Below are 18,447 nucleotides of genomic sequence, written 5' to 3' on the forward strand. Positions count from 1 at the left end.
AACTATTTGTTGTCCATACAGACAAATTCAGCTCGCCAAAGTAAGCGTCCGGTATCGTGCATGTTGCGCAATACTTCTTGCCCTGACATCTGAGGAAAGGCGTGCATTACAGTCACGTCTTCGCCTTGTTCCGACTTCTCATAAGCCCTGACGTGGGTAAAAGTACTGGATAAGTTGTTTGACAGCATATTCCTAGACAAGCAAATGCCAAAAACGTCGCGTTTCATTGTCGTTCCCTCTGACAGTGTGTAGGCAGACCATGATGTTATTGTGTTGTGAAGCCTGCGATTGGCGTATCGTAACCCGGGCTGTTTGTGCTCAATAATTATACAATCAAAATGAATGTTCAGCGTAATAAACAAACACGAAATCCTTTGATCTAAGTCAAGATTGGTTGGGTTAATTAGCGTTGTTTTTGTAAATAGCTCGAAAGGAAAACGTTTGCTTATTGTGGGTTGTTGTTTTAATAACCAAAGACAAAGTTTATTGTTTGTGGGCTTCACACTTCACTGTGTCACTGCTCGGAGTGATGTTATCTGAATGTTATCCTCTCGCCATACATAAGGAGATGTTATGACGTGGAGCCACATCAGCTTTCGCAAAAGAATGCTGATTATTATGACCTTATCTGGGCTGATCGAACTGTTGATTTTGGTCGCAGCCGGCTTTATCTATATTAAGCATGCCCAAGAGGATGAGATGGGTCATAAAGCCTTGGGCGTCGCCTCATTTCTAGCAAAGTCGCCGTATGTGGTACAGATGATAGAAAATGGCGTCGATCAACAAGGCCAACAACGTTTTCGAGACTTGACCACCTTGATTGGTGCAGCATTTATCGTTGTGGGTGATCAGCAAGGCATCCGGCTTGTACACCCGCTCGATGAACGACTTGGCCACCCGATGAAAGGCGGCGACAACGAACGCGCACTGGTTGATGGTGAAGCGTACATCTCTTTTGCCAAAGGTTCACTGGGTTATTCCGTTCGCGGAAAATCAGCGGTATTCAATCAGCAAGGTGAGATTATCGGGGTAGTGTCGGTTGGGTATTTGATTGACCGCCTACAAGACAGAATCGAGCCTTTTCTTATTTATCTATTATTGATGGCGCTGCTTGTGGTTATCGCCAACGCGGTGATTTCCAGCTATGCGTCACGTCGTTTTCAGCGTGCTATTTTGGGCTTTGAACCTGAGCAAATAGGGCGGTTGTACGTTGAGTTGGATGTCACCCTAGAAACCTTGAAAGAGGGTATTTTAACCATTGACGATCAAGGTAGGTTACGCTCTCTCAATAAGAGTGCCTGCAGGATTTTGGGTTTAGTCAAAGAGCAATGCATCGACAAGCCGCTGAGCGAAGTCCTACCAGACAGTGATCTGCATACGGTGTTACAAACGGCTCGCACCGACCACGATATCAACTTATATCTCAACGGAAAACGCCTTATCGCTAATCGCAGCCCTATCATCGTTGAGGGCAAAGTGGTGGGCGCTGTGTCCAGTTTTCGGTTGCGGGATGACTTAACCGAGCTCAATGAGCAGCTAGCCAAAACTAAAGAGTATGCGGAAATGCTTCGTTCTCAAACCCATGAGCATCGCAATAAGCTCAATACTATAAGCGGAATGGTACAAATGGGCGAGTTAGAAGCGGTTCAGCACTTGATAGGCCAGGAAACTGCGCATTATCAGGCCCTGATAGAGTTTCTGCGAGAGACCATCAAAGAACCTTTGATCGCGGGCATGCTGCTCGGAAAAACAGAGCGAGCTCGTGAGCTTGGGATTGAGCTAGTCGTAGAGCAAGGATCGCGTTTGCTTCCGCTACCAAAACAGATCAACCCAGAAGACCTAGTGACCATTTTGGGTAATTTGATCGACAACGCCTTTGATGCAGTGCGCGATGCCATTACTCAAAATCGCGTGATTGCTCCTGAAAGACGTGTTGTTGAAGTGTCGATCAGTGATTTTGGCAACGAGGTCATTCTGGAGGTGAGCGATCAAGGCTGTGGACTGCCGGAAGAACTGAGCATTGAGGCGTTAGTTCGACGTGGTGTTTCAAGTAAGGGCTCGACCACACGTGGGGTTGGGCTGTATCTGACCAATGAGTTAGCACTTCGCTATCATGGAGAACTCGAAATGGTCAACAATAAGCCTTATGGAGCGAGGATGACAGTGTATTTACCAAAGGAAGAGCAAGCATGAACCAGCTAACTCGTGTGATGATCATTGAGGACGATTTGGCCATTGCGCAGCTACACCAGCGCTATCTAGACCAAATTGGCGGCTTTGAGGTTATTGGCATTGCCACCAGCAAGTTAGAAGCTGAAATGCAGTTAGATGTGTTTGAACCAGATTTGCTGTTATTGGATGTGTATCTTCCCGACGGTACCGGATTGGAGTTACTCAACGCCCTGCGAGCGAAGAGCTTAAGTTGTGACGTTATCTTAATCACAGCGGCACGTGATGTTGATACTCTACAACAGGCGATGCGCGGTGGGGTGGTCGATTATCTGCTAAAACCTGTGGTTTTCCCGCGCCTAGAAGCTGCGCTCAAAAAGTACAGTGCGCAAAAGCAGCAATTGGGTCAAACTCTCGATTTGGACCAATCTTTGGTCGACAAAATGCTCAGAAGCCATAATGACGCAGAGAGCACCAAAAACCGATTACCAAAAGGCATTGATGGTGTCACACTTGAAAAAATTCGGGCGCTGTTTGTCGACAATGAGAGCTTAACCGCTGACGAAGCTGGAGAGAAAATTGGTGCCAGCCGAACCACAGCAAGGCGCTACCTAGAGCACTTGATCAGTAGTGGTGAACTGGAAGCGGATCTCAACTACGGCAGTGTAGGCCGCCCGGAGCGAACCTATCGAAAATCAGTTTAGAGACAAAGCGTTAGTCGATGAAACTGGACGTTTGGGTAAAGCTCTCCTACATTATTAACTAATTAGTCATTAATGTTGGGCGCTGGAAAAGGTGTGTTAACAGTCAGACATCCATAGTGAGTTTAAGGGCAGCGAATGAAGTGTTGGGCTTTGATGTTTTTGTTTGCGACGGTCAATAGCTTTGTTGCGGCCACCAGCTTTGCCAAAGAGTCATTAACACTCACGCTCGCCTCTCAAGTCGACAACGGCCATCAATTTTTCCACGAGTTGATATATCAAGCGCTGACACGTGATGGTCACCAGGTGAACATCGTTGTGCCCAGCGACCATATTCCGCAAAAGCGGGTGGTTAGGATGGTTGAAGCGGATATGCTGAGCCTAACCTGGCTGTTAGCGACCCCAGAGCGAGACGCCCACTTTACTTCTGTTGATGTCCCTCTGACCAATGGCCTGATTGGCAAGCGGTTGCTGCTCATTCCCCCTGGTTTGCAACAAAAGTTTGATAACATCAACACATTGGAAGAGTTAAGAGCCTCTAAGCTGGTTGCGGGGCTTGGAATTAGCTGGTTTGATGTGGATGTTTGGCAGTTTAACTCACTGCCAGTCTATCAAGCTGACGGTGAATGGCGCTCTCTCTACTGGAAGTTGACCCAGACAGGACCTATCAACTATTTTCCTCGAGGGTTGAACGAAATCGGCTTAGAAGCGGCGCAAAACCCTCATTTATCGATAGAAAAACGCCTGATGCTGGTCTATAACCGAGACTTGAAATTTTACCTATCTCCTCAGACCGCAAAATATCAACCACAACTAGAGCAAGCATTACTTCGGGCCAAACAAGATGGCCTCATCGATGAACTCGTGGATAAGTATTGGGGAGAAAGCTTCAAACAGCTGCAACCTGAACTGCGCACAGTTATCACTCTCGACTTACCCCCTTCAGTCTCTCAAAAACATTAACGCAAACTTGCCGTCTGGGTATAAACTCGAATAATTAACCTATGTGATTCATTTAAGGGCAGTTTTATCCTGATGGAAAGTGTATTCATTGTTGTCGCGATTCTTGTCATCTTTTTTGTCATTGTGCAAAAGCGCTTTCTGAAACAAGATGAGTTGAAAGACAACCACTACAAGCGCAAAGGGCCATTGCTGAACGCCCATGAGTCTGCATTTTACAACGCATTGATCACCGCAGTTGGCCAGCATGGCGTGGTTATGAGTAAAGTGAATATGTCTAATGTGCTTGCGCCCGTTGCAACGGATAAGAAGCAGTGGTTTGTCGCGAATAGCCGCATTGCCAAAAGCTATTTCGATTTTGTTGTCTGTGATCCGCGCAGCTTAGAGGTGCGAGTGGCGATTGAGTTGGACAATGGCAAAGAGTTGGACAAAGGCAAAATCGAGCGTCAGAAGCTACTAATGCATGTGTGCAAATCGGCTGGCATTCCTCTTATCGGCACTAACATTAAACATAGCTATCAGGTAGGGCGCTTGCGCCGCTTACTGGCGGCTCATATTGATTTAATTGAGCCAGACAAAGAAGTGCGTTTTTGTAAGCGATGCGGCAGTCCAATGACGATTAAGATTGCATCGCAAGGGGAGCATAAAGGTCGACGTTTCTTTACTTGTAGTCGCCAGCCTCACTGTACTTACACTGAAAACTACAACGTTGTTTTTGAAGACGACGCGTAGATTAGGAAACACCAACCGATGAAGGGCTGCATACCATCACTTGGTTGCGGCCATTTTGTTTAGCGCGATAGAGCTCTTTATCCGCTTCTTTTAGCACTGACTCTAAGTTGGCATAGTGGTCACATTGGTAGACGCCGATGCTGGTGGTCAACGAGATCGGCTCGTCACTGTCATTGAAGTTATTGTGTTCAATCGCGTAGCGAATCTGTTCGGCTTTTTCTTTTGCGCGCTCAACCGTACAGTTATGCAGCGCGACACAAAACTCTTCCCCGCCGATGCGATACACCAAATGCTCATCGCTGAGCGCATCAATTAAGGCGGCCGCTTGAACCAGCACTTTATCACCCACATCGTGGCCGTGCTGATCATTTACTGCCTTGAAGTAATCAAGGTCAAGCACTAACAAAGAGAGCGGCAGCTTACGGCTTTCAGAGCGATAGCTTTCGAAATTGTGCATCAAGGCGTGACGGTTATAGACCCCAGTTAGTGCATCTCGAGAGGCCAACTGACCGAGCGAAGACTCAGAGATACGACGTTTGACTTCGATAACGTGCGCGGTAATCCAAACGGCGATAAAAGTTAGAGTAAAGTTGCTTACCAATGGCGAGTAGTGAAAAAGCTCTGTGGCGGAAACCTTGTTGGTGATGATCACCACTTGTAGGCAAAAACCAAACAAGGTGGCAAGAAAACCAAAACGACGTCCCAACAAAAGATAAAAGACCACAGGAAATAGGCAAGTCCAGATCATCACCCCAAATTCGATAGGAAGAATCGCTGTGGTAAGACAGGTAGCGGTGATCAAACTGTAAACATAGAGGGTAACGGTGAGTTTAGGTGTGCTGCCGCGAAAAGCAGTGTGAGCAATATATGCAGAGAACAAACCGAAGAGGGCGATAAGCAAATTAATGTTGTCGAGTTGGTTAAACACGAGATTGTAAAGAGTTAACGCAACTGACAGGCAACCTAAAAGCGCGCTCAGCCAAAAAAGTACGGCTCGGCGCAACTGACGTGAAGGATTGAAAATGTCGAGCTCCATCCGTGTCGCCTTTATTAGATTAAAGCATATATGTGCAAACTTGAATATTGATTCATATTATGCTTTTTTTACGCGGAATCAAGGAGATAATTGAATCAACCTCACATATTGATGAGCAAAATAGTTGTAAATCTCTTCTACTTCGTGCCTTGTGTCGATAATGTGAATGAAAATATGTCCAAATGTGTATTAAAAACAAGAAATTGTTGCTGATTAAACCTTCGACTTTAGTCGTTTACATTCTTATTTCGTCATATGTAACAAATTGACGGAAGTTATTTCTATTTGTAGGAAAAAAACATTCATTTTAATCAATTGCTTGGCCCTACCCCTTTAGAGTAGTTTAAAACTGTAATTGATTTACATCATGTATAAATTTTCTTTCACAAACAACAATGCGCTCAGATAAAGAACCTAACTCTTAGGAAGTATTATGAGCAAGCTGAAGCTGGTCGTTGTCGGAAACGGTATGGTTGGACACCGTTTTATCGAAGACCTCGTTGAGAAGATGGACTCTTCTCAATATGAAATCACGGTTTTCTGTGAAGAACCACGCGTCGCCTATGACCGCGTTCACCTCTCTTCTTACTTTTCTCACCACACCGCAGATGAGCTATCGCTGGTCAAAGCTGGCTTCTATGACAAGCATGGCGTTAACATCTTGATTGGCGAGCGTGCCATCAACGTCAATCGAGAAAAACGTATTGTTCATTCAAGCGCAGGCCGTGAAATCCAGTACGACAAATTGATCATGGCGACTGGCTCATTCCCATTTGTCCCACCAATTAAGGGGCGTGAAAGTAAAGACTGTTTTGTTTATCGCACCATCGAAGATCTAAAAGCGATCGAAGCGTGCGCCAAGAAAAGCAAAATCGGGGTAGTGATTGGTGGTGGCTTGCTTGGTCTTGAAGCTGCGGGCGCTCTGAAAGCGTTGGGTGTAGAGACACACGTAATTGAGTTCGCACCAAAATTAATGGCAGAGCAACTTGATCAGGCCGGTGGTAACCAGCTACGCAAAAAAATCGAGAGCATGGGGGTAAAAGTCCATACTGACAAGAACACCCTTGAAATTGCACCTGAAGGTAAAACAGCGCGAAACGTGATGCGTTTTGCAGATGGTACTGAACTCGAAACCGATTTTATCGTTTTCTCAGCAGGTATCCGCCCTCAAGACAAGCTAGCGCGTGAGATGAAGCTTGAGATAGCGCCACGTGGCGGGATCGCGATAAACGACTTTTGTCAGACTTCCGATGACAATATCTACGCGATTGGTGAATGCGCTTCTTGGAATGAAACCTTCTATGGCTTGGTCGCACCTGGCTACAAGATGGCGACGGTTGCCGTTGACCACCTAGTCGGTAACGAGAGTAAGTTTGAAGGCGCGGATATGTCGGCAAAACTAAAGCTACTAGGTGTCAAGGTGGGGTCAATCGGTGATGCCAATGGTCGCACACCAGGGTGTAAAAGCTACGTTTACCACAACGAAGAACAAGAAGTGTACAAGCGCCTGATTGTTTCTGAAGACAACAAAAAGCTCCTTGGCGCGGTTATGGTCGGCGACACTTCCGATTATGGTGATTTGCTGCAACTGATGCTCAATGAAATCGACTTACCAGAGCATCCAGACGCACTCATTCTGCCAGCACACGCCGGCGCTGAAAAGCCTGACTTGGGTGCAGATTCGTTACCAGATACTGCGGTGATTTGTTCATGTTTTGATGTGACAAAAGGCAAAATTGCCCAAGCGGTAGCCGAGGGCAGTCACACCATTGGTGATATTAAAGCGGCCACTGGCGCTGGAACGGGTTGTGGCGGCTGTATTCCACTGGTTACGTCGGTACTCAATGCTGAGCTTGCCAAAGCTGGGGTTGAAGTCAAAGCCGACGTTTGTGAACATTTTGCCTATTCTCGTCAAGAGCTGTTCCACTTAGTACGTATTGGCGAAATCAAATCATTTGAAGAACTACTAGAGAAGCATGGTAGTGGCTATGGCTGTGAAGTGTGTAAGCCACTAGCCGGTTCTATTCTGGCCTCTTGTTGGGGTGACCACATCCTCAAACCGTCGTTGGTTAAACTGCATGACACCAACGATAACTTCCTCGGCAATATGCAAAAAGACGGTACTTACTCGGTCATTCCACGCATGGCGGGTGGTGAGGTGACGCCACAAGCGCTCGCAGCGTTGGCGCAAGTCGCGGCGGAGTACAATCTGTACACCAAGATTACCGGTGCACAACGTATTGGTCTATTTGGCGCGCAGAAAGATGATCTTCCAGCCATCTGGCACAAGCTGATTGAAGCGGGTTACGAAACCGGCCAAGCGTATGCCAAAGCACTGCGCATGGCGAAAACATGTGTCGGCTCAACTTGGTGTCGCTATGGTGTGCAAGATTCAGTCGGCCTCGGTGTCATGATCGAGAACCGCTATAAAGGGATTCGAACGCCACACAAGATGAAGTTTGGTGTCTCTGGTTGTACGCGCGAATGTGCCGAGGCGCAAGGGAAAGACCTGGGCATTATCGCAACCGATGCAGGGTGGAACATGTATGTGTGTGGCAACGGTGGTATGAAGCCACGTCATGCGACGCTGATGGCGAGCGATCTAGATCCGCAAACACTGATTAAGTATATCGACCGATTTATGATGTTTTACATTCGCACCGCTGCGCCTCTGCAACGTACCTCAGTATGGTTCGAGAACCTAGACGGGGGCATAGATTATCTGCGCGAAGTGATCATTGAAGACAAGCTTGGCATTAACCATCAGCTTGAAGCCGACGTGGCTAAACTGGTTGCCGAATACCGCTGTGAGTGGGCTGACACGATCAGTGATGAAACGCAGTTAAAACGATTTGCCCACTTCATCAACTCAGATGAGCGTGATGAAAACCTGGTATTCGTTTCTGAGCGTGCACAGCACCGCCCCGCAACATTCACTGAAAAACACCCAGAAGTGAAGGGCGATATCCTTCATGTCGAACTTGTTTAAGTAAGGGCATCATCATGGCATATACAAAAGTTTGTAACATCGAAGACATTATCCCTGGTACTGGTGTCGTCGCACTGCTTAACGGTCAACAAGTGGCGATTTTTCGCCCACGCGCAACAGAAGAAGTGTTTGCGATCGATAACATGGACCCGTTCTTTCAGTCGAACGTTTTATCACGTGGTTTGATTGTTGAGCACGACGAGCAGTTATGGGTGGCGAGCCCGCTCAAAAAGCAACGCTTTAATCTTGTCACTGGCGCTTGTATGGAAAACGCAACAAAAAGCGTGAAGTCATACCAAGCACGAGTAATCAAAGGCAAAGTAGAAGTTGCGGCTTAGTTGTGCGTTAGAGATTTAATAGCTTAAAGGCTTGCCATTGCGTTGTTCGAACCATAGCGACAAATCGCGAGCCTTTCACTATTCAGTTTCAACTTTTAACTTTCACTTTTTGAATAAGGACACATTCATGTCTAATGATTTTAAACCCGCAGAATTCGTGCAAACCATGATTAACATTGGTGAAGCGAAAACCAACACCAGCAGTCGCGATCTACTCCTACGCGGTACTATGGCGGGTGTTATTCTTTCGCTGGCGGTTGTGGTGGCCATTACTGCAATTACCCAAACAGGCATTGGGTTGGTTGGCGCGCTTGTCTTCCCTGTGGGTTTTGTCATCTTATCTGTAATGGGCTATGACCTAGTCACAGGGGTGTTTGGTCTAGCACCTTTAGCCAAGTTTGAAGGTCGTCCGGGAATCACTTGGAACCGCATTTTTCGCTGCTGGGGCTTAGTTGGTTTGGGCAACCTGATTGGTTCCTTGTTGGTTGCTTACTTAGTTGCAATTTCATTAACAGGTAACTTTACCCAAGAACTTAATGGTGTCGCGAAAACCTTTATTGGTGCATCAACAGCTCGTAGCGCAGGTTTTGAGGCAATGGGTATGGATGGTTGGATAACCTGTTTTGTACGCGGTATTTTCTGTAACTTAATGGTGTGTCTTGGTGTTATCGGCAATATGACGGCTCGCACGGTGGCTGGTCGTGTGATGATGATGTGGTTCCCAATCTTTATCTTCTTCGCGCTTGTGTTTGAGCATACGGTCGTCAATATGTTCCTGTTCCCATTAGGCATGTTACTGGGCGCCGATTTTGGTATCGCAACTTGGCTCAACTTTAATCTGATCCCGACCATCCTAGGTAACATCGTTGGTGGTTTAGTTATGACGTGCATTCCACTTTATCTGACCCATGCGAAAACAGCGCCTTCTATCAACGTTGAACAAGAGATCAACGCTCAGTCTGCTGTAGCAAAATAACCGAGTATGGCCCCACTTTGGACAAGGTGGGGTTTGGTCTCATTGGCAATGGTTTAACGTTCAAAAGTAATACTGACGGCTGGTATAAAGTGAGACTTTTTATCTTTCAATTGTTCGATAGGCATTGATATGACTACGCATGACGAATTTAGCAACAATGGTTTTGTATCCCTTGTTGGTGCCGGGCCGGGCGATCCTGATTTACTTACGATAAAAGGCTTGAAAGCTATTCAAGCAGCGCAAGTGGTGGTCTATGACCGCTTGGTGTCTGAAGAGATACTGGCGTTGGCCGATGCCAATGTAGAAATGATTTATGTCGGTAAGCAACTCGATTTTCACTGCGTACCACAAGATCAAATCAATAGAATCTTGCTCGAAAAAGCTCAACAAGGGAAACGAGTGGTGCGGCTAAAAGGCGGAGATTCGTTTATCTTCGGTCGGGGTGGGGAAGAGCTCGAAGAGCTGGCAAGTTTCGGTATTAAGTATGAGGTGATTCCAGGTATTACCGCGGCCGCCGGTGCAACTGCTTATGCCGGTATTCCATTGACCCACCGAGATCACGCTCAAAGCGTTCAGTTCATTACGGGCCACGTACAAAAAGATGGACGTGAAATTGAATGGCACTCGTTAGCGCAATCAAACAATACTTTGGTTTTCTATATGGGGTTGAAGCAAAGCGCCTATATTAGCCAAAAGTTGTTAGCTGCGGGGCTTGCTGCAACGGTCTCCTGTGCGATCATCGAAAATGGGACCCGGTCTGAACAACGTGTGTTTACCGGCTTGCTAAAAGATTTACCCTCGATGGCCGAGCAAGCAATCAGTCCCGCTTTGATTGTTGTTGGTGAGGTGACCAAATTGCATGACAAACTGAAATGGTTTAATCAGTCAAACACTGAATGTTAAAACGCTTATTTCTGTCAACAGCGTTAAGGTCTGAACCCACGAATAGTGAGTTCAGGCCTTTGTTTTACTGTAATTTCGACAACGTTCTGTTAAAGTTTCGCCATCGCTATTTATACCAAACGGGATAAATAGGTGATCGGATAATTGCGCAGGAAAAATTGCTGAGAGCAAGGCATAGATTGCAGCTAGCTAGTTGACCTACCTACACCATTCCTTGAAAACATAGCTATAACGACGCTATCAGCGATTTTAACCAGCAAGAATGACCAGATATTTATGCTGTTTGGTATTAGGTAATCAATAATGGAAAAAGTCGCCATATTCGTTGATGTTCAAAACATCTATTACACCACTCGAGATAAATACCAGGCTCACTTTGACTACAACCAATTTTGGTATGTGGCGACGACGGGCGTAGAGGTAGTAGAGGCAAACGCCTATGCGATAGCATCTCATGATGCAAAACAGCGGCAGTTTCACCACATCCTTCGAGGGATCGGCTTTGACGTCAAGCTCAAACCGTTTATTCAAAGACAAGATGGTAGTGCCAAAGGGGATTGGGATGTAGGTATCACATTGGATGTGTTTGAGGCTGCGGCCAACGTTGACCGTGTAATCTTGCTTTCAGGTGATGGAGACTTTGAGTTGCTGGTCGAGAGAGTTCAACAACGATTTGCAACCAAAGTCGATGTTTACGCGGTCCCTGGACTCACCGCGCAAACACTGATTGATGCCTGTGACCGTTTTGTCGCGATAGACGAAAACTTATTGCTCAGACGCTGACGTTGGCGCTTGCTCTTCGGCCGGTTGCTCATTTGTTTGCTCAGCGGCGGTCTCTTGTTCCATTTTGGCGCGTTCAGCTTTAGAGATGTAACGCGGCTTGTTGCTTTTATTGAGCTTGGCGTTCTTCTTCTTGAGTTTAGCTTTTAAGATGCTGTTGATCTTTTTTTTGCGGTTCATGACATACTCACTAATGATTTTGAGCGCGAATGGTATCAGAATTGAGAGCCAAGTACAGATATGATCAGGCAGCAATCGTTAAGCTTGCAATTCATGCTGGTGAGCACTCTGTTTTACCGCTGTAAAAACAACAATAAGTGAACAACACAATGCAACATTCACAACAACCAAACCACTTTTCGCTTGTCATCGTTGAAGATGATCTAAAACTGAGCCAGATGTTGGCCGATTACTTTACCTCGTTAGAATTTACCGTCACGACATTTCCTTCCGGCCAACAAGCGATTCCCTATATCACCGTGTACCAACCAGACATTGTTATTTTGGACTTAATGCTTCCAGACATCGACGGCCTGACAATTTGTAGACAGATCAGGCCAGATTACTCAGGTAAGGTATTGATGCTTACAGCAAGTGATGACGATTTCGACCATGTTGCCGCGTTAGAGATCGGAGCAGATGACTTCGTCAATAAGCCTATCAAACCGAGGGTACTGTTGGCTCGGATGCGGATGTTACTGCGTCGGGTAAGTGGACATTGCGAAGTCGAGCAGCAAAGTGGGAATCTGCGCAAATTTGATGCACTTGAGTTGAATGGCGCGCGGAAAGTTTGCCGCTTACATGGCCAAGAGGTGACTATGTCTGACAGTGAATTTGATCTACTTTGGGCTTTAGCCAATGCGCCAGATGAAGTGTTGTCTCGCGATGTGTTGACCAAAACACTGCGCGGAATAGAGTACGACGGGCTTGATAGAACTGTTGACAACAAGATTGTCAGTTTACGTAAGAAACTTGGCGACACCTCAGCGACACCGAAGCGAATCCTGACTGTAAGAGGAAAAGGGTATTTGTTTGTACCCGATAGTTGGCATTAAATCTACAAGGCTAAAGTAACATGCGCCGCATCTATATTGAATCCTTCCTTGGACTATTGTTACTGTTTATCTTGACGCTCTCTGCTTACGAGGTCGTGATCTACAGGTTAAGTACCGACTATGATTTTGTCCTAGAAGACCGAGAGGGTGAGGCGCTAAACCGTTTATGGCTGACGATCCATGCCACTCACGGTGAGCAAGAAACATTAAAAGTTATTCAAGATTATGTCGATCGAACTGCCAGCACAATGGAACCATTTTCTATCGACCAACTTCCCCCGCCGGTGCTCGCTGCGTTTAGCAGTCCAGATAAACAGACCTTTTTTGACAGCGACAGGGCATTTTGGTTTCGACTAGAAAACAGGGATGTTTACTATCGGATCTCACCGGATGAGTCGTCTTCGTTACGCAAAGCGATTACGTTTGATGACAATATTTTCTGGCTATTTCTGCTTGGCGGCTTTTCTATCTATTCGCTCGGACTCATATGGTTCCTCAGTCGCCGCGCGCGTAAACTTGAAGATGCAACACTCAGGTTCGCCCAAGGCGATTTTACAGTACGCGCATCTACTGCGAGTCGACATCGAGTAGGCTCCCTCAATCAAAGTTTCAACTATATGGCTGACAAGATCTCGAATCTTGTTACCAGCAACCGATTTTTAACCAATGCAGTCGCCCACGATTTGCGTACACCGATATTCCGTATTCAATGGCAAGCAGAAATGTTGCGTGATGAGCCATTGACTGATGCGCAGCAGGACAAATTGGCAAGTATCATCGAGGATACTGAAGAGATGGAGCAGATGGTTGAAGACCTGCTCTATTTTGCCAAGGTAGAACGGCCAACAACCCAAATTGAAGCGGAAATCATCTACTTTGAGCCACTTTGCCAACACCTAATCGAGCGTTGCCCAGAGTCAGAAAAAAACATCGAGTTAAATTGTACGCCCGATTTGGCTTTTAGTGCCGATAAAGCACTGCTTAAGCGAGCGTTAGCCAATCTACTGAGCAATGCTGTCCGTTACGCAAGTACGCATGTTGTTGTCTCAGCTTATCAGAACCAGCAACAGGTGGTTATTAGCTTTGACGATGATGGAATCGGTGTTGATCCAAAGCATTGGCCAACAATTTTTGATCCTTTCTATAGCGCAGATAGTGCCCGTAATAAGCAGAGTAGTGGTTTTGGTTTAGGCTTAGCGATTGTCAAGATGATAGTCGCGCGCCATAAAGGTGAAGTGTCGGTTGGCAACAGCGAACTTGGCGGCGCCAAATTTACTTTAGTGATACCACTTGACGAAAGTAAGACAAAGTAGAGACATAAGCTCGATATTGTCACTGATTGCTGTTTTGTACACTGTTCACAACAAATGAACAGAGAGACAAAACATGAAAAAACTTACATTCACATTATGTTCGCTAGCATTGGCAACCGCATCTGCCGCGTCTTCAGCCAGTGACACATATATCCTCAACGGTAACATCTATACCAAACAAAACAGTTGGATTGTTGAAGCTGGAGTGGCGGGGAGCAGTGATCTTGTTAAGGATCAAAAAGACAATGTCGGCCCGCTGCTTAATGTTGGCTACCAAGGTGAGGACTTTAACGTCGCGGTAAGTGGTATCAACTACCGTTTCCTTGGCAACGACAGCGACAGGGTCAACATGAGTGCATATCTTTCGAGCTCGGGTTTGGCGTTTGATAAAGACAGTTCAGATTATCTAAAAGGGATGAGTAAGCGTAAGATGAGCGTTGACTTGGGCCTCAATGCTGACTTCAAAACCGCTCAGGGCACGCTATCAACCTATTTCCAACACGATGTTTCTGGCGCTTACAAAGGTTACAACGCTTCCATTCGTTACTTCCATCCGATGTCACTAGGGACAATGGACTTTGTTCCGTTTACAGGTTTAAGTTATCTAAACGAAGACTACGTTGACTATTACTTTGGAGTTAAGAAAAAAGAAGCGACAGCAAAACGGAAAGCTTACAAAGGCAGCGGTGATTTTTCATACCATGTTGGGTACAAGTTAATTCTTCCACTGAGCGAGCAGTGGGAACTAACCCAAACGACTTCCTTCCAACGATTGGGTAAGAAAATTGCCGATTCACCCATCGTTGATGACGCCAATCAATGGATGCTAGGCGCGACAGTTGCCTATCATTTCTAACAAACTAAGCCCAGCGACTTGCTGGGCTTACTCGTTTAGGCCCTCACACTGCGAACACCTATCCGAAATTTCGATAGATCATATTTTGTACATGAAGAGCGAAGACGCCATAATCACCTCGTTCATCCAGCAAGGGATTGCACCCCCTCCTAATAGTTATCGAGAGTGTGCTATGAAACGTTATATTTCGGGCGATCAGGATTTGGCGCATCGTTTAAGAGCTAACCCAAGCAAATCAATACCTTGGACTAAAGCACGCAAAGAGTCTATTGAGCAAGTCATCCGAGCAGGCGTAACTATTAAAACACTAAGCTCAGTATTTGGTCTTGCTCATTGGCAAATAAACGAGTTACTGGCGAAACGCTAATCAGCCGAATTACGCAGTTGTAATTTGGCGATGCGTTTACTCAAGGTGTAAATCCGCTTCAACGATTCTACCCACTCCATTTGAATTCGAAAGATATCTAATCGTTTCTCCGTCGCTTGAGCTAACCGCTCGGCTTGAAGCTGCAAAATTGAGTCGAGCAGGGCATTGATCTCTCGTTTGGCATTGAGGACATTTTCAGCCAGTTGATTATCGCCTCGGCGAATGGCATTGACACTATCAAGCAACGCACGGTTGACGCGAGATTGGGTAAGGTCTAACGTTTTTCGCATCTCCGGACTTGCACTAATACTCCCGTCTAAGGTTTTGTAGCAGAGTGGCAACATAGCATTGACCACTAAATCAGCGATACTCTCCAGTTGGTCGGTTATGCTCACAAGCTTGATTTGTTGTCTGCTCTCATTTGAAGAGAGGGGCGATTGGCGCAGCCGTCCTAGGTAAGAAAGAATCTGCCCATGAAGCATATCCACTTCGTCTTCCACCTTTTCTATTTCACGTAGTGTTTGCCTGGCACTCTGCTTGTCGCGGTCGTTAGTATAATTGGCTGCCAGTGGAGGTAGTTGGTTGACCATATTAGAAACGCGCCGACCGACACGTGCAATCTCCAAATGTGCCTGCTCTAACGCAATATCTGGCGTTGCTAGGTATTCGCTTTTTATATATTTGGGCGCAATTTTTTGTTTTTCTTTATTGCTGGTTTTGTGTGGGATTAGACGCTTGACCGAGAGCACAAAAAACGTACTGAAAGGCAGCATGATAAGAGTGTTGGCGACATTAAACAGGGTGTTCGCATTAGCGATTTGGCGGGGAGACTCCACAGCTAAGCGCTCCATACCGACTAAATCTGGATAACTTGGTGAAATAGAGGCAGAAACATTGGCCAACACAGCAATCAACGGCAGCCAAATGATCACGCCTACAAGGTTGAACAACAGATGAATCGCCGAGGTTTGTTTGGCTTCAGTGCTTTTGCCAATCGCCGCTAGCAATGCGGTGACACAGGTGCCAATGTTGGCTCCCATCGACATCGCAATCCCAGATTCTAAGCTGATAAAGCCTTGGCTAGCGAGCATAATCACAATCCCCGTTGTTGCCGATGAAGACTGGACCAAAGCAGTAAATGAAGCGGCAAGTAAGATAGCAAAAACCGGATTGTCCATTTTAGCCATAAAGTCGATAAAAGGCTGGAAAACCCGCAGTGGAGACATGGCTTCACTCATCAAGTTCATGCCCAAGAAAAGCAATCCCAAACCAAAGATGATGTTACCGTAGTTCTTGTTCTGCTGCTGTTTTGATGTCATTTCGATCACAAAGCCGATCGCTATCATGGCCATGGCCGCTTTTGTCACTTTGAAGGCGATGATTTGAGCGGTGATGGTTGTGCCTATGTTCGCTCCCATGATAACGCCAACTGCTTGATTTAACGACATTAAGCCAGCGCTGACGAAACCAACTAGCAGTACAGTAGTGACTGAAGAAGACTGAATAACCGCGGTCAGGCCAGCGCCCGTTATCACAGAGCTAACCCTATTGGTGGTTAAAGTGCCGAGCACTTGCTTCATACGGCTGCCTGCCGCCCGTTTCAGTGCATCAGCCATTTTCTCCATCCCGTAGAGAAACATGGCTAAACCACCAAACAGTCCCATCGACATTGAGGTGTAATCTAGCTCAACCAAGGCGGTGTTATTACTAAATGCAGGAAATGACGAGCAGACAAGGATCAAAGCGATCAGTATTCGGTTCATAGGCGCGACTTATTATTTTATTTATTATTACAAGTATAGGTGAAGTCGTTGCTATGTCTCGGACCGTATTCAGTAAACCCTATTTTGACGCCAAAGCGCAAAGACGATGTTGCCCAGCATGCCACGAAATACTAGGGCGTTTGTGAGTATTTTGGACGTTGTTGTCTATCCGCCATGATGTCTAACCAAGCTCGCCAGAAGTAATAACCTCAACAGCAGTGGCCTTAAGTAGTAGGACTTAGTATTACTATCTAATGATTCGATTATTACGATTATTCAAATCGAAATATGATTTGAATGATTTGTTTATTCGAATCATAATTTGATTTGATTAATGCTAACTTTCGAATCAAGGTATAGATATGTGGATCTGGCAGCAACCTAACTGGCCTCAATTTAACTGGGATAGAGCAGTCGTAGAGCCGTTACTTAGGCAGACGCGCCTAAATCAAGGCATATTACTTGGCACAATGACGACGCAGTCTCAAGATCAGAAAGAGAATATGCTTGATACCTTGCTAGCAAACATTATTCACTCCAGCGCGATTGAAGGTGAAAAGCTTAACGCGTTTTCTGTTCGTTCTTCGTTGGCCAATAAACTCGGTCTGACGGAAAAGCATCCTTTCCCTACGACAGAGCAAACCGATGGTTTGGCGGAGATCATGCTTGATGCTGTTAACAACCTTGATGCCCCGCTTACATTAAAACGAATCTTACACTGGCACGAACGACTTTTTCCTGAAGGTTACACTATGTTTAACCCGGTGGTTGGCGGACAATTAAGGGGATCTGCATCTATGCAGGTGGTATCTGGGCGAATTGATCGACCTGTTGTTCACTTTGAAGCGCCCGGACGTGAGATACTAGAGACTGAGCTCGCACAGTTCGTAGAGTGGTTTAATGCATCAAAGCAAGACGCAACGATTGACCCATTACTTCGAGCAGCAATCACACATCTATGGTTCGTGACTTTACATCCGTTAGATGATGGCAATGGCCGAATCACTCGTTTGCTCACGGACTTGGCGTTAGCACAAGCTGAGCAACAATCGGTTCGTTTCTATGCGATGTCGGTAGGTATTTTGGCAAAGCGCAAAAGTTACTATGAGATCTTAGAAGAAACTCAAAAGGGTGATGTTGATATTACGGCTTGGCTTGTATGGTTTTTTAACACCCTAAATCAAACCTTTGATGAAGCTTTAAAAGAGATTGAACAAACGGTATTTAAAACCAACTTTTGGCGTCGTGTCGAGCAAACACAATTAACAACAGAGCAAGTTAAAGTATTGAATAGAATGCTTGATGGTGACTTTGCGGAAGGGATTAATACATCTCAATATCACAACGTTGCCAAAGTTAGTAAGCCTACCGCGACTCGTCACCTAGCTGCACTAGTTGAGCTTGGGTGTTTAGAAAAATCGGGGGGAGGGCGAAGTACGCGATATGTGTTAACTAAGCGATGGAACGTATAGAATAAACTTCGTGGCTATATTTAGGCCAGGGAAAGAT

Annotated in this window: 18 protein-coding genes; 14 read left to right on the forward strand and 4 right to left on the reverse strand. The window is 46.0% G+C overall.

Annotated elements, in window-relative coordinates; genetic code table 11:
* Positions 1-2: 2 nt before the first annotated feature.
* Positions 3-227 carry a hypothetical protein gene (locus MTO69_RS06150; protein WP_248333558.1) on the reverse strand — a complete coding sequence of 75 codons (225 nt, stop codon included), beginning with the start codon at positions 225-227 and terminating at the stop codon, positions 3-5.
* A 346-nt stretch (positions 228-573) separates the two neighbouring features.
* Here MTO69_RS06150 and MTO69_RS06155 point away from each other — a divergent pair, with 346 nt between their 5' ends.
* From MTO69_RS06155 to MTO69_RS06170, 4 genes are all read left to right on the forward strand, one after another.
* Positions 574-2,193, forward strand: coding sequence for an ATP-binding protein (locus tag MTO69_RS06155; protein ID WP_248333583.1), 1,620 nt, complete (start codon positions 574-576; stop codon positions 2,191-2,193).
* A complete protein-coding gene (locus MTO69_RS06160; RefSeq protein WP_248333584.1) occupies positions 2,190-2,873 on the forward strand; it encodes a response regulator in 684 nt (227 codons plus the stop codon). Before MTO69_RS06155 ends, MTO69_RS06160 begins: the two co-directional genes overlap by 4 nt.
* A gap of 150 nt (positions 2,874-3,023) precedes the next feature.
* On the forward strand, positions 3,024-3,833 hold the full coding sequence (locus tag MTO69_RS06165) for a hypothetical protein (protein ID WP_432715653.1): 810 nt from the start codon (positions 3,024-3,026) through the stop codon (positions 3,831-3,833).
* A 72-nt stretch (positions 3,834-3,905) separates the two neighbouring features.
* Entirely contained in the window at positions 3,906-4,562 is a 657-nt protein-coding gene (locus MTO69_RS06170) for a DUF2726 domain-containing protein (RefSeq protein ID WP_248333585.1), read from the forward strand.
* A gap of 1 nt (position 4,563) precedes the next feature.
* Here MTO69_RS06170 and MTO69_RS06175 read toward each other — a convergent pair whose 3' ends face one another.
* Positions 4,564-5,598, reverse strand: a complete 1,035-nt coding sequence (locus MTO69_RS06175; RefSeq protein WP_248333588.1) for a GGDEF domain-containing protein — start codon at positions 5,596-5,598, stop codon at positions 4,564-4,566.
* Between the two features lie 433 nt (positions 5,599-6,031).
* Between MTO69_RS06175 and nirB the strand changes: the two genes are divergently transcribed.
* The 5 genes from nirB to MTO69_RS06200 all read left to right on the forward strand — a co-directional run bounded on the left by nirB (position 6,032) and on the right by MTO69_RS06200 (position 11,587).
* Positions 6,032-8,587, forward strand: coding sequence for a nitrite reductase large subunit NirB (gene nirB / locus MTO69_RS06180; protein ID WP_248333590.1), 2,556 nt, complete (start codon positions 6,032-6,034; stop codon positions 8,585-8,587).
* A gap of 14 nt (positions 8,588-8,601) precedes the next feature.
* Positions 8,602-8,925, forward strand: coding sequence for a nitrite reductase small subunit NirD (gene nirD / locus MTO69_RS06185; protein WP_248333594.1), 324 nt, complete (start codon positions 8,602-8,604; stop codon positions 8,923-8,925).
* 127 nt (positions 8,926-9,052) lie between these two features.
* On the forward strand, positions 9,053-9,901 hold the full coding sequence (locus MTO69_RS06190) for a formate/nitrite transporter family protein (RefSeq protein ID WP_248333595.1): 849 nt from the start codon (positions 9,053-9,055) through the stop codon (positions 9,899-9,901).
* 129 nt (positions 9,902-10,030) lie between these two features.
* Entirely contained in the window at positions 10,031-10,804 is a 774-nt protein-coding gene (gene cobA, locus MTO69_RS06195; RefSeq protein ID WP_248333597.1) for a uroporphyrinogen-III C-methyltransferase, read from the forward strand.
* A 303-nt stretch (positions 10,805-11,107) separates the two neighbouring features.
* Complete coding sequence (locus MTO69_RS06200; RefSeq protein WP_248333599.1) at positions 11,108-11,587, forward strand: NYN domain-containing protein; 480 nt, start codon at positions 11,108-11,110, stop codon at positions 11,585-11,587.
* Here the strand turns inward: MTO69_RS06200 and MTO69_RS06205 are convergent.
* Positions 11,570-11,764 (reverse strand): DUF2986 domain-containing protein, encoded by a 195-nt coding sequence (locus MTO69_RS06205; RefSeq protein ID WP_248333602.1) that lies wholly within the window; start codon positions 11,762-11,764, stop codon positions 11,570-11,572. The two genes, MTO69_RS06200 and MTO69_RS06205, sit on opposite strands and share 18 nt — an antisense overlap.
* Positions 11,765-11,913: 149 nt before the next feature.
* Here MTO69_RS06205 and MTO69_RS06210 point away from each other — a divergent pair, with 149 nt between their 5' ends.
* From MTO69_RS06210 to MTO69_RS06225, 4 genes are all read left to right on the forward strand, one after another.
* A complete protein-coding gene (locus tag MTO69_RS06210) occupies positions 11,914-12,639 on the forward strand; it encodes a response regulator (protein WP_248333604.1) in 726 nt (241 codons plus the stop codon).
* A gap of 20 nt (positions 12,640-12,659) precedes the next feature.
* Positions 12,660-13,952, forward strand: a complete 1,293-nt coding sequence (locus tag MTO69_RS06215) for a sensor histidine kinase (protein WP_248333605.1) — start codon at positions 12,660-12,662, stop codon at positions 13,950-13,952.
* 73 nt (positions 13,953-14,025) lie between these two features.
* Entirely contained in the window at positions 14,026-14,808 is a 783-nt protein-coding gene (gene ompV / locus MTO69_RS06220; RefSeq protein ID WP_248333607.1) for an outer membrane protein OmpV, read from the forward strand.
* Positions 14,809-14,980: 172 nt separating this feature from the next.
* Positions 14,981-15,175: a hypothetical protein gene (locus tag MTO69_RS06225; protein ID WP_248333608.1), complete on the forward strand. Its 195-nt coding sequence runs from the start codon at positions 14,981-14,983 to the stop codon at positions 15,173-15,175.
* Here the strand turns inward: MTO69_RS06225 and MTO69_RS06230 are convergent.
* Positions 15,172-16,938, reverse strand: coding sequence for a Na/Pi cotransporter family protein (locus MTO69_RS06230; RefSeq protein ID WP_248333611.1), 1,767 nt, complete (start codon positions 16,936-16,938; stop codon positions 15,172-15,174). The two genes, MTO69_RS06225 and MTO69_RS06230, sit on opposite strands and share 4 nt — an antisense overlap.
* A 362-nt stretch (positions 16,939-17,300) precedes the next feature.
* On the opposite strand from MTO69_RS06230, the gene MTO69_RS06235 reads away from it, so the two are divergent.
* Entirely contained in the window at positions 17,301-18,410 is a 1,110-nt protein-coding gene (locus tag MTO69_RS06235; protein WP_248333612.1) for a Fic family protein, read from the forward strand.
* Positions 18,411-18,447 lie beyond the last annotated feature (37 nt).

It is taken from the genome of Vibrio sinaloensis (genome assembly GCF_023195835.1).
GTDB classification, from domain to species: Bacteria; Pseudomonadota; Gammaproteobacteria; order Enterobacterales; family Vibrionaceae; genus Vibrio; species Vibrio sinaloensis_C.